General features: G+C 59.3%; 11 protein-coding genes. 3 read left to right on the forward strand and 8 right to left on the reverse strand.

The window, feature by feature from the left end; translation table 11 throughout:
- Positions 1-4 precede the first annotated feature (4 nt).
- The 4 genes from SynBIOSU31_RS10785 to topA are packed head-to-tail and all read right to left on the reverse strand — an operon-like array spanning position 5 to position 5,085.
- Positions 5-1,207: a nicotinate-nucleotide--dimethylbenzimidazole phosphoribosyltransferase gene (locus SynBIOSU31_RS10785; protein ID WP_186489914.1), complete on the reverse strand. Its 1,203-nt coding sequence runs from the start codon at positions 1,205-1,207 to the stop codon at positions 5-7.
- On the reverse strand, positions 1,179-1,823 hold the full coding sequence (locus SynBIOSU31_RS10790; RefSeq protein ID WP_186489916.1) for a DUF2232 domain-containing protein: 645 nt from the start codon (positions 1,821-1,823) through the stop codon (positions 1,179-1,181). The genes SynBIOSU31_RS10785 and SynBIOSU31_RS10790 overlap by 29 nt, the downstream gene beginning before the upstream one ends.
- Positions 1,823-2,353 carry a hypothetical protein gene (locus tag SynBIOSU31_RS10795; protein ID WP_186489917.1) on the reverse strand — a complete coding sequence of 177 codons (531 nt, stop codon included), beginning with the start codon at positions 2,351-2,353 and terminating at the stop codon, positions 1,823-1,825. Before SynBIOSU31_RS10795 ends, SynBIOSU31_RS10790 begins: the two co-directional genes overlap by 1 nt.
- Positions 2,353-5,085: a type I DNA topoisomerase gene (gene topA / locus SynBIOSU31_RS10800; protein WP_186489918.1), complete on the reverse strand. Its 2,733-nt coding sequence runs from the start codon at positions 5,083-5,085 to the stop codon at positions 2,353-2,355. The genes SynBIOSU31_RS10795 and topA overlap by 1 nt, the downstream gene beginning before the upstream one ends.
- Before the next feature lie 127 nt (positions 5,086-5,212).
- Between topA and SynBIOSU31_RS10805 the strand changes: the two genes are divergently transcribed.
- The 3 genes from SynBIOSU31_RS10805 to SynBIOSU31_RS10815 are packed head-to-tail and all read left to right on the forward strand — an operon-like array spanning position 5,213 to position 8,285.
- Positions 5,213-6,784, forward strand: coding sequence for an NAD(P)H-quinone oxidoreductase subunit N (locus tag SynBIOSU31_RS10805; RefSeq protein WP_186492996.1), 1,572 nt, complete (start codon positions 5,213-5,215; stop codon positions 6,782-6,784).
- Entirely contained in the window at positions 6,759-7,505 is a 747-nt protein-coding gene (locus tag SynBIOSU31_RS10810; RefSeq protein WP_186489919.1) for an ABC transporter ATP-binding protein, read from the forward strand. Before SynBIOSU31_RS10805 ends, SynBIOSU31_RS10810 begins: the two co-directional genes overlap by 26 nt.
- Before the next feature lie 39 nt (positions 7,506-7,544).
- Positions 7,545-8,285 (forward strand): response regulator transcription factor, encoded by a 741-nt coding sequence (locus tag SynBIOSU31_RS10815; protein ID WP_186489920.1) that lies wholly within the window; start codon positions 7,545-7,547, stop codon positions 8,283-8,285.
- On the opposite strand, the gene SynBIOSU31_RS10820 is transcribed toward SynBIOSU31_RS10815, so the two are convergent.
- The 4 genes from SynBIOSU31_RS10820 to SynBIOSU31_RS10835 are packed head-to-tail and all read right to left on the reverse strand — an operon-like array spanning position 8,280 to position 12,065.
- Entirely contained in the window at positions 8,280-9,251 is a 972-nt protein-coding gene (locus tag SynBIOSU31_RS10820) for a M23 family metallopeptidase (protein WP_186489921.1), read from the reverse strand. The two genes, SynBIOSU31_RS10815 and SynBIOSU31_RS10820, sit on opposite strands and share 6 nt — an antisense overlap.
- Before the next feature lie 30 nt (positions 9,252-9,281).
- The gene (locus tag SynBIOSU31_RS10825) at positions 9,282-10,052 is read right to left on the reverse strand and encodes a biotin--[acetyl-CoA-carboxylase] ligase (RefSeq protein WP_186489922.1); all 771 of its coding nucleotides are present in this window, start codon (positions 10,050-10,052) and stop codon (positions 9,282-9,284) included.
- Positions 10,049-11,242, reverse strand: a complete 1,194-nt coding sequence (locus SynBIOSU31_RS10830) for an aminotransferase class I/II-fold pyridoxal phosphate-dependent enzyme (protein WP_186489929.1) — start codon at positions 11,240-11,242, stop codon at positions 10,049-10,051. Before SynBIOSU31_RS10830 ends, SynBIOSU31_RS10825 begins: the two co-directional genes overlap by 4 nt.
- Positions 11,243-11,285: 43 nt before the next feature.
- Positions 11,286-12,065, reverse strand: a complete 780-nt coding sequence (locus tag SynBIOSU31_RS10835; RefSeq protein WP_186489930.1) for a PspA/IM30 family protein — start codon at positions 12,063-12,065, stop codon at positions 11,286-11,288.
- Positions 12,066-12,081: the final 16 nt, after the last annotated feature.

Here is a 12,081-nt window from a genome sequence, read left to right on the forward strand (position 1 = left end):
GAACCTACGGGGCGGTAGTGCCCTCATGGCCAGCTGCGATCAACTGATCGACGGCCCGATCACAGGACTGCACCAAAGTGTCGACGGAAACACCTCTCCATTGAGCCAGAAGGGCCAGGCCACCGGCACCCACCCCTTCTTTCACATGACCCTGCTCAAAGTCGCGCAAGCGGGAGTGGCGGCTTGCTGAGAAGCGCAGACCCGCGGCATAGGCCTGAAGGGATACGGAGTAGTGCTGCTCCAGGTTGCTGAGCAACATCATCAGGGAAGAAGCCGGCGTGGCGGGCTGGAGACACTCCGCGGCAAGCCATGCAGTTGTCCCAATCAGAACGCGATCGCAGAGCTGCTGACGACGGTCTGCTGGAAGTGCATGAAGCGCCAACGCAAGCACCGCTGCCATCTGACTGCCGCCGGCCAGTAAAACAGGCTGTTCCGAATCGAGCACGCCGATCAAAAGCCCCGTGGCGAGGGCCTGAAAAGGATCACCGACTGCCGAGAGCAAGTCCTGAACATCGACGTGTGGTTGGCAAGAGAGACGAGAAAGACCCTCGCTCACCAACCGCTGCTTGAGCGCCATGGGCGGATGCAGAGCACTGCCACTAACCAGTGCCTGCACAGGCAATCCCAGACCGGTCAACACGGCGAGAGCTGTAGTGGTGCCGCCGGGAACACATTCCGCCAGCAGCAACGGTCGACGCAGTCGTTGTCCCAGCCACCGACCGCGGTCCAACAACTGCTGCACCCGTTCGGCTTGCATCGCAAGGCCGCTGGAGACACACCCAGCAGGACCCAAACGTGGATCCTCAAAGCGGAGATGGGGAAATTGTGGTGGCATCGGCAATCCGAGAGCGGCGACCTGCGGATCGAGACCGAGGAGCTCGCAGACCACCCAGCTGATCAAGGCTGGTGAGACCCCCGCGGGAAGAGGTGGCAGGCACCAGAGCGGAGGAACGGATGGCCCCTTCAGCAGCAGTTCCGCATCGGCCAGAGCCGTTGTGCGACGTGCTGCTGGGGTGCAGCCAGCCGCGGAGATTCCTGGTTGTTCTGCGGTCCTAGTGGACGCGAGCACCAGCATCAGATCCGGCAGCGGTTGGGCAGGGTCACTCCAGAGGCCTGCAAAGCGTGTTGCCTCGACCGAAGGGGGCGACCCGGTGAGACGACGCACCCCGAACTGCGGGTCAGAGGGGGTCGAGGGCCACCAGTCCATGAAGCAGCAGGGGAGGGTCAGGCACAGGGGCCTGCAATCGGGGAAAGATCCAGTAAGCAAGCGCGTGGAGAGCGAGGACGTACACGAGCTGCTGAATGAGCACCAAAGCGAGAGCCATCAGCTGAACCAGCAACAAATCAGGGGCAAGAGGTAACTGCAGCAATTCCAACAATCTGTCCAGCAGGCCAGCACCGGCTCGAGTGATGATCACCCAAAGGTTTTCACCCACCAGCAAAGAGAGCGCAACGACCCTCACAAGAAACCCAGCAGCGCCGATCAGCAAGCCGATTCCCCAGCTCAGCCACCAACTGCAGCGATGCAGCCAACACCAGCCGAGCCATATCGACAGAAGGCCATAAGGAAACAGCATCAAGGGTCCGCGAACCGGTCCCATCAAGGTGATCAGTAGAAGAATCGCCACCCCAAGGCCTTCGATCCCGGCACGGGCACCGCGTCGGACTGCCAGCAGAGCAAGTGGCAGAGGCAAGGCAAGGCGGAACAGAGCTCCTCCGACCGGGAGGTAGTACAGCGCGAGCCAGATCAAGGCAGCCGCGGCCGCTAAGTAAGAGGATTCCATCATCCGCAAGGCCTGGCGATGGCTGAGAGCTGGTCGCATCAGGAAGCAGGCTTCTGCCGGAGGTTGGAGGGCTGATTGCGATCGCTGACGGGCGCTTTTTCGATGGTCTCCACTTCAAAACCGATACCAGCACGCCTGAGAGCCTCTGTGACAGCCTCCGCGGGAGCCGCTGGATCTGCTGCTGACAGGCGAATCATGATGCGATACGGCAGGGTGCGCTCCGGAGTGGACCTCAGCTCAGTGCTATTGCTCGAATCAGCCCTTGCCGCCGGTTGTTCACGTTCAGGCACGCGTTCAGATTCGGTGGAGTCCTCATCTTCATCGACTTTGACTTTGGGCTTTTCTTTGTCTTTGGCTTTGACCTTGGCCTTGATCTGCTGCTCGTCCTTGCCAGCAACCACGCGAGTGTCTGAAACGCTGTCGTCTGGGTCATCCTGGGTGCCAGCTGGGCTGACCTCCCCTGCCTGAGAGTCAAAACTTTCAGAAAGCCTCTGGCCGAAGGGTGTGCCATCACAAGCCTGCAGCAGCATCAGCAAAGGCAACAACAGGACAAAAAGCCTGGTGCCCATCAGGACTCGGCTGGGCGAATCACGCGCACGGCACTCGCTCGTAAGCGCCCTGACTTCGTTGTAGCAGGAGGCTTTTTCGCTGCAGGCTTCTTGGCTGCAGCTTTTTTGGCTGCAGGTTTCTTGGCTGCAGGTTTCTTGGCTGCAGGTTTCTTAGTAGTGGAAGCCTTACGGCCACCCTTCTTGCTGGCGGCCTTGGCCTCCAACAGCTCTACCGCCTGCTCAAGGGTGATGTCATCAGCCCCCTTCCCTTCGGGAAGAGAAGCGTTGACCTTGCCCTGCTTCACGTAGAGACCGTAGGGGCCGTCATAGACCTGCACTGACTCTTCACTGCCCTCGGGCTTACCGAGATCCTTGAGCGCAGTACGACCACCTCGACCGCGTTTGGGCATGGCCAGCAGCTCAAGAGCACGGCTGAGTCCCACAGCGAGAACATCGTCATCGCCTTTCAGAGAGCGATAGTCCTTCTCACTCTTGCCCTTGTCCCAGACCACATAGGGGCCGAAACGACCGAGTCCTGCCTGGACCTTGCCACCATCAGGGTGCTCTCCGAGCAACCTGGGCAGTCGCAACAGGCCGAGAGCGTCATCGAGGCTGAGGTCCTCCGGCTTCACACCCTTAGGGAGCGAAGCCCGCTTGGGCTTGGGGTTCTCATCACTCACCTGCCCACGCTGCACATAGGGCCCGTATTGACCGAACAGCAGGTAAACAAGATCTCCCGTTTCGGGGTCTTCACCTAAGGCCTCAGGCCCATCCGCCTTTTGCTTAAGGATGAGCTCAGCCTGATCGTGATCGAGATCAGCAGGGGTGATCTCGCGAGGCAGGGTGGCCTTGATCAGCTCCTCCTCACCGTCATCACCAACACGTTTGGCTTCGAGATAGGCACCAAAGCGGCCAATCCTGACCACACAGGGAAGTCCCTCGAGGTCGATCGTGCGCGAGGCTCCGGGGTCGATATCGCTCTCTCGCAGGTGCACCTGGGATTCCAACCCCTCGTTCCCCTTGTAGAAGCTCTCTAGGTAAGGCAACCACTGCACCTTCCCATGAGAAATCTCATCGAGGGTGTTCTCCATCCTGGCGGTGAAGGAAGTGTCAACCAGATCTGGGAAGTGCTCCTCGAGCAGCGCAGTCACCGCAAAGGCGGTGAAGCTGGGCGTAAGCGAATTGTTCTGGAGCGCGGCATAGCCGCGATCAACGATCGTTCCAATGATCGAGGCATAGGTGGAGGGCCTGCCGATTCCTTCCTTCTCGAGCATCTTCACCAGGGAAGCTTCCGAGAAACGTGCTGGAGGCTGGGTCTGATGGCCAAGCGCCTCAACGTCTTTCAGGTTGGGAGAATCTCCCTGATTGAGGGCTGGCAGCAGCACTTCCTGGCCTTCCAGTGCCGCATCGGGATCATCGCTGCCCTCCACATAGGCACGGAAGAACCCCGGAAAATCAATGCGCTTTCCACTGGCACGGAACACCGCATCAGCGGCACTCAGATCAACAGACAGCATGGTGAGGCGGGCCTCAGCCATCTGACTGGCGACGGTGCGCTTCCAGATCAACTCATAGAGGGCTAGGTCCCTGCCATCAAGGCCCGTCTCTTGTGGAGCACGAAAACTCTCTCCGGCAGGGCGAATCGCTTCGTGAGCTTCCTGTGCGTTTCGGGACTTTGTACTGAACTGCCTGGGGCCCTTGCTCAGATAGTCCTTGCCATATCGCGATTCCACACAGCTGCGAGCAGCGCTGATCGCCTGATCAGAGAGATGCACCGAATCGGTGCGCATGTAGGTGATGAAACCACGCTCATAAAGACCCTGAGCGCAACGCATCGTTTCGCGGGCAGAAAGCCGGAGCTTGCGGTTCGACTCCTGCTGCAGGGTGCTGGTCGTGAACGGCGGAACGGGACGTCGAACCGTGGGTTTTTCTTCAACGGACGTGACGCTCCATGCCACCGACTTGACCGTCTCGGACAAGGTCAGGGCATCGCTCTCACTGAGAAGGCGAACCTTGCTTCCAGCCTTGAGTTCACCGGTGTTTTCATCAAAGTCATTGCCGGTGGCAATGCGCTGTCCCTCGAGCTGGGTGAGCTTGGCGTCAAAGCGACTGCCAGCCTGCTCAAGGCCAGCCTTGAGGTCCCAATAACTGCCGCTGCGGAATGCCCGTCGTGCGCGTTCCCGTTGCACCAGCAAACGCACAGCCACGGACTGCACACGACCCGCAGACAGGCCCCAGGCGACCTTCTTCCACAACAGAGGCGAGAGGGTGTAGCCCACCAACCGGTCGAGGATTCGTCGTGTTTCCTGGGCATGCACAAGTTCCATGTCCAGCTCACGGGTCTGGTCAAGAGCGCGCCCAATCGCCTCCTTGGTGATCTCGTGAAAGACCATTCGCTTCACCGGAACCTTTGGCGCAAGCAGCTGCAACAAATGCCAGCTGATGCTTTCGCCTTCGCGGTCTTCATCAGTCGCCAGCAAAAGCTGATCTGCGCCTTTAAGGGCGTCCTTCAGCTCCTTGACCGTTTTTTTCTTGTCCTTCGGAACCACGTAAAGGGGCTCAAAATCGGACTCGGTGTTAACGCCGAGATTGGCCCACTTCTGCCCCTTCTGAGCCGCTGGAATCTCACTGGCGTTATTGGGAAGATCACGCACATGCCCCATGGAGGCTTCCACCCGGAAGTCCTTAGGGAGGAATCCACGGATGGTGCGGGCCTTGGTGGGGCTCTCAACGATGACCAGGGTGTGCGCCAAAAGAGGGCAGATAACCGTTCCCTTCTTTATCGCACCGCCGCTCAAGTTGCAGCGAATACGAGTGATGCCTCAAGGAAGAACGGAGGCGCAGCTAAAGTCGCCCGAACCGCTTTGCCCTGCGCGCGCCATGCCCGAGATGGGTGCCTTGCTTCTCGACACCCAGCCATTGGCAGCGCCGGGTGATCTGCTCAATCTTGCGCTGAACGCCGGTGCTATTGCCCCGGAAGGCGCAGTGCTACTGGCGATGCTGGCCACCCTGCTGGTTGATCTAGCCGGTGAAAAGGTCTCCGTGCGCTGGGTTCCACCCATTTGTTACGCAGGCCTGGGGACAGCCCTTGTGCTGCTTGCCCTGCAGTGGAATGCTCCCTTGGAACCGTCCTTCTTGGGCGCATTCCTCTCCGATCACCTGGCCATTGCTTTCCGAGCCGTCGTGGCCAGCTCAACGTTGCTGTCCTTGCTGATCAGCTGGAGGTATGCCGAACAGGGAGGAACACCTGTTGGTGAGTACGCCGCGATCCTGCTGGCGGCAACGCTTGGAGGCATGTTGCTCTGTGGTGCCACCGATTTGGTGAGCATTTTCGTTTCACTGGAAACGCTCTCAGTCGCGAGTTATCTGCTCTCCGGCTACATGAAACGCGATGCACGCAGCTCAGAAGCAGCACTGAAATATTTACTCGTGGGTTCCGCCGCAGCTGCGGTCTTTCTCTACGGCTCCTCACTGCTCTACGGACTCAGCGGCTCCACCAGCCTTGAGGCGATCGGGCAGTCACTGCTGACCAGTCCCACCCCCCTCGCAGCTCTGGCGCTGGTGTTCGTGCTGGCAACCGTGGCGTTCAAAATTGCAGCAGTGCCCTTTCACCAGTGGACACCAGACGTCTACGAGGGTTCTCCAACGCCAGTCGTCGCCTTCCTGTCAGTCGGTTCGAAAGCCGCCGGTTTCGCGTTGGCTCTACGCATTCTTGTGGGCTGCTTCGCCAGTTTCGACACGCAATGGAAACTGCTGTTCACCGTTCTCGCGGTGCTCAGCATGACCCTCGGCAATGTTGTTGCGCTCGCCCAGACCTCAATGAAGCGGATGCTGGCCTACAGCTCCATTGGCCAAGCCGGTTTCGTCATGATCGGCCTGGTTTGCGGCACCGAAGACGGTTTCGCCGCCATGGTCCTCTACATGGCCGCCTACCTGTTCATGAACATGGGGGCATTTGCCTGCATCATCCTGTTCTCGATACGCACCGGTAGTGATCGAATCTCCGATTACGCCGGCCTTTATCAGAAGGATCCTCTAATCACACTTGGGCTCAGTCTCTGCCTGCTGTCTCTCGGTGGCATCCCACCGATGCTCGGGTTCTTTGGCAAGATCTACCTCTTCTTTGCGGGCTGGGCAGATCACCAGTATCTGCTGGTGGTTGTGGGACTGATCACCTCAGTGGTGTCGATTTACTACTACATCGGAGTGATCAAGATGATGGTGGTCAAGGAGCCCCAGGAAGCCTCTGATGCAGTGAAGGCCTATCCACCGATCCAGTGGAACACCCTGGGCCTGCCCCCACTCCGCGTCGCTCTCGTGACTTGTGTAGTCGTTACAGCTGTTGGTGGAATCCTTTCCAATCCTCTCTTCCAGTGGGCCAGTGATGCGGTGGCTGGAACGCCAATCCTGCAACAGGCGATCGCCAATGCCTCCGGAGCCACTCTTGGCTGACAGAGCCAGAGGTCAACGTTCTCCAGTCGCTGAGTTGCGAGCTGTCGACAAGATCTATGGGAGCGGAGCTGGCCTTGTGAGAGCGCTTGATCAGCTTGATCTGACCGTGCGCAAAGGCGACTATCTCGCCGTCATGGGGGCCAGCGGCTCCGGCAAAAGCACCGCGATGAACATTCTGGGCTGCCTCGACCGCCCCAGTAGCGGCTCTTATCACCTCAATGGGAATGCGGTGGAGGATCTCGATGATGACGCTCTAGCAGATCTGCGCAATCAGCAGCTTGGTTTCGTGTTTCAGCAATTCCATCTGCTGCCCCACGCAACGGCTCTCGAAAACGTCATGTTGCCGATGATCTATGCAGGGCTCTCACCCCAGCAGAGACGAGACAAGGCCAGAGAAGCGCTGGACCGCGTGGGGCTTGGAGAAAGGATGCAGAACAAGCCCAATCAGCTGTCCGGCGGTCAACAGCAGAGAGTCGCCATTGCAAGAGCCATCATCAACCAGCCTGCCCTTCTCCTGGCTGATGAACCCACCGGTGCCCTCGATTCACGCACCACGGATGACGTGTTGAATCTGTTTGATGCCCTGCACGACCAGGGCATCACGCTGGTTCTTGTTACCCATGAGGATGATGTGGCGGCACGTGCCGAACGAGTGGCCCATTTCCGAGACGGACGCGTGGAACGCTGGGACGGTGGCACCCACGATTTCAAGCCGACCTGAGCGGTCTGATTAATCTGGTTCTTGGGTGAACTGGATTGCATGGTCTCCTCAGCCACTCCGAAGACCAGACTCCTGTTAGTGGATGACGAGGCTCGCCTCACAGAACTCCTCAAGATGGAACTGGAGGTTGAGGGGTATGAGGTGGATGTGGCCTCAGATGGAGCCACAGGCCTAATCCGAGCCCGTACGGAACCATCTCCAGACCTGATTGTTCTGGATTGGAATCTTCCAGATTTCAGTGGTGTGGACATTTGCCAGCGAATCCGCAGCAGCGCCATCACCACACCGATCCTGATGCTCACTGGCCACGACGACGTCGCTGATCGGGTGACGGCCCTGGATGCGGGAGTAGACGATTACCTGGTCAAGCCTTTTTCAATTGAGGAATTGATGGCACGACTGCGGGCCATGCAAAGACGTGCCAGCACATTCTCCGCAGCGACTGGCGACGGACAGCATCCTGAAACGCTCCAAGTCGGAGATCTGGTGATGAATACCAGTACTCGGGATGTAAGTCGTTCAGGCCAGTTGATACAGCTGTCCGTGAAGGAATTCGAATTACTCCTCTTCCTGATGCGTGGTCAGGGAAAAGTGCTCGAACGCGACGCAATCATGCGTGGAGTCTGGGGTGAAGACTTTTACGGCGATGACAATCTGCTCGATGTCTATATCCGCTACTTACGCCAGAAAATTGAATCGAGCGAACGTCCTGCCCTAATCCACACCGTGAGAGGTGTGGGTTTCATCCTGAGGGAAGAGCGTCAGCCTCAGATGTCATGAATCCTGAGAACGTTCCAGACTGGTCATCAGCTGCCCCACAAGCAGCGACACAGCGTCTGCACCCGAGGCGGTGAGCGGATTGAGGTCCAGATCGCCAGGATCAACAGCCACCCAGCCGCTGCCTTCAGGTTTGCGCAGCTCAAAATGCAGATGAGGTCCGGTACTCAGGCCCGTACTCCCGACACGGCCAATCACTTCACCCTGGCGAACCCTCTGGCCGGACTTCACGTAAATCTCTGAAAGATGTCCGTACAGGGTCCGGCGTTTGGGCTGATCATGATCCAACTCCACAGCAATGCCGTAACCACCTGCCAGACCACTGCTCAGCACGGTTCCTGACAACGCAGCAACCACCGGGGTCCCTTCAGGGGCGGCCAGGTCCTTACCGGCATGCAACAGCCATCGCCCGATGATCGGATGGATCCGCCATCCGAAGCCACTGGTGGTGATGGCTGAACCGATGATCGGAAACAACAGCTTGCGATCACCGTTGCCAGAGATCGACGCGGGGCGAGGCGACACAGCAAACACCGTCTCTAGACGAAACGTAGCGGCGGAGCCTGCCAGCAGAGCCTTCACCGGAACGGAAATCGGAGGAAGCGGTGTGCCATCAAGACCGCGCCTGGACAACCCTGTGAGAGTTGCATCACGACCCTTCCACACAACGCGAGGTTGAAGACGGGAACTGCGCCGGCGCACTGCAACGCCACTGCTGCATTCCTGCCGTGATAAAGCACCGCTTCGGCAAGCCTGCTGGAACGCGGGAACATCAATCGGACGTGCCTGTTCTCCGGTTTCAAGCTCTCGCCGCTCACGGGGCGTGATCACCCGGTTTCGCTCCAAGGACTCCAGCGAACGATCAAAGGTGAGCGGTGGCGGAAGCGGCTTGAGCTCAGGCGGGTTCACTGGCCCCTGCAGGGCAGGGATGGACAGCAGGACCGAGGCAGCAAGCCAACGCAGAACCAACGGATCAAGACAGTCTCATCGAGCGAGACTCTAGAGATCCTGGCCTGGACTGTCTGCCCAACGGGTCCAGCTGGTTCTCCGGGTCCCCTGCTCCAGAAGCAGACGTCCGTCGATGCCGATGCCTCGCACCTGCCAGGACTCTCCTGAGCCAGGATCAACCACCGATGAAGCCCAGAGACGCTGCTCGGCTTGACAGACCACCATATTGGGCTCAAGCGCCAACTCTCGAGCGCGATCGAGTGCACGCAGCACCGCACCTTGCCAGCCCCTCAGCCTGCATCGACCTGAAGACAGCAGTTCCCGCAGGGATACCGCGCCAGGGGGCACCGGATTATTCACATTCAGCCCGACTCCAATTTTCGCCAAACGGACCCGACTGCCTCGGAAGACCAGGGTGGGCAACACACCGGCCAGCTTGCGGGACTCAATCATCAGATCATTGGGCCATTTGATGGAGACCTGCAGACCAGTGGACTCGACCTGCTCCGCCAGGGCAAGAGCCACGGTGAGACCGAACAACCCCGTTGAGCATTGCTGCTGAGGCCAGGGAAGAGCCGCACTCAGCCAGACGCCGCCCATCGGTGCCACCCAGCGGCGTCCGTACTGGCCATGACCACGAATCTGACGGTCAGCCAAGACAGCACGTGGATGGTGGCCACACCAGGGCTGCTGCATCAGCCATTCAGACAACTCGGTCTCGGTGCTGGCACAGACGCCTAAACGTCTCAGCCACCAGGAGTCATGACCATCGCGACGCAGATCATGCAGCAATCTCCCCCGGCCCGCTCGCCCAGTGGTCAATGGTGCTGCTCCCACCAGGGATACAGGCGAGCGACAGCAGTCTCCAGATCCTCAACCGGACGGACAAGAGCCAGTCGCAACCAGTCACGCCCCGCATCACCGAAACCGGATCCAGGGGTCAGCGCCACACCGCAATGCAGCAGCAGCTCAGCCGCAAGTTGTTCGTCGCTCCACCCCCTAGCACTCGCCCATTCCGGAATAGGCATCCAGAGATAGAGAGCCATCGAAGGCATCGGCACGGTCCAGCCAAGATCAGCCAAGGCCTGACGCATGCGGTCGCGGCGTTGGCGATAGACGGGAAGAAGACGTGAAGGCCAGTCGGCATGTTGATCCAGCGCCACCACCGCGCCCCGCTGAAGGCCCTGGCACTGGTTGAAATCAACGACACCTTTCAGCTGACGCAATGCCTTGATCAACGGAGCAGCCCCCACCGCAAATGCCAGCCGGAATCCACCGAGACACCATCCCTTGGACAGAGAAAAGAATTCGATTCCCCGCTCACGCCAGTGGGGGCAGCACAGCAGGGACGGGGCATCACCCTCCAGCGCGAGATCCACATACGGGTTGTCGTGGGCCAGCACCAGATCATGTTGAACCGAACGGTGCATGGCCTCATCAAGCCAGGCCTGCTCTCCAGTGCGGGCGGTGGGGTTATGAGGAAAACCGAGCACCATCAGACGCAACTGCTGCCATTGGTCTGCGGAAAGCGCATCGAAGTCGGGAGTCCAATTCCGCTCAGCAGTCAGTGGAAGAGTGTGAATATCGGCATCCGCTAGTTCCAAGCCACCCCGATGAGAGGGGTAGGAGGGGTCAAGGATCAGAGCTGAATCCCCAGGGTTCAGAACGGCAAGGGGCAGATGAGCTGTACCTTCTTGCGACCCCACCAGCAGGAGCACTTCGGTCTCAGCATCCACTTGAACACCAAATCGTTGCCGACACCATGCGGCAGCAGCACGCCTGAACGGTTGGGTGCCGGCATGGAGACAGTACGAGGCGCTGGTGGGATGCTGAAGCACCTCGGCCATGGCTTCCACGGCAGCTATCGGTGGCGCCAAATCAGTGGAGCCGAGTGACAGGTCGATCAGAGACTGATGCGTCTGCCGTTCGCTCTCCACATAAGCGGATTTGCGCCGATCATTGCGATCAAAGACACCGCTGCCAAGCCTTGCGAGGCGATCAGAGGTGATCATCCAGAGGAGTCTGCGGTTGAGGTCGGGTGATCACAGATGAGGATCAGATCTTGTCAATGGATCGGCGAAGCTCCTCGAGGTCGTTGTCGACCTCAGACACTTTCACAGGTTGAACAGCTTCACCCTTGCCCTGATCAGCTGCTGGCAGCGCAACGGCTTCGGGACCTCCCGCAAGTTGCTGACGAAGGGCAGCAAGATCATCATCAACATCATCTCCACCCTCCAGGGCTGCGAACTGGCTCTCCAGATCGGCTCCTGCTAGTTCCGCCGCGGCCTGACTGCTGGCTTCCATTGCCTGAACTTTGTCCTCCATTCGCTCAAAAGCGGCCATGGCGGAATTGCTACCCATGTTCCCCACCGCGCTCTGAAGCTGCTGCTGAGCCTTAGCCGCCTGGGCCCTGGCCTTGAGCATGTCCTTCTTGGTGCGCGCCTCGGCAATTTTGCCCTCGAGTGCCACAAGACTCTTTTTGAGGGTTTCCACCTGAGCGTCCTGCCCTTGCACCTGCTTGGCCAGAGACGTGGAAGTCTCCTGGAATGTCTTTCGCCGAGTGAGAGCCTCTCGGGCCAAATCCTCTTCGTTCTTCTTAAGAGCAAGCTCTGCCCGTTCGTACCAAGTACGGGCCTGCGATTCCGCTTGATCCGCCTGATTGCGAAGGCGCTTCTGACTGGCGATCGCCATGGCGACCGCCTGGCGCAGCTTCACAAGATCCTCCTGCATGTCCGCCACGGACTGGTCGAGAATCTTGACCGGATCCTCGGCCTTACTCACGAGATCGTTGACGTTGGCGCGCAGCAGTCGGCTGAGCCGGTCGAAGAAACCCATGGAACGGGGCGAGCAG

This window comes from Synechococcus sp. BIOS-U3-1 (assembly GCF_014279975.1).
Classification (GTDB): Bacteria; Cyanobacteriota; Cyanobacteriia; order PCC-6307; family Cyanobiaceae; genus Synechococcus_C.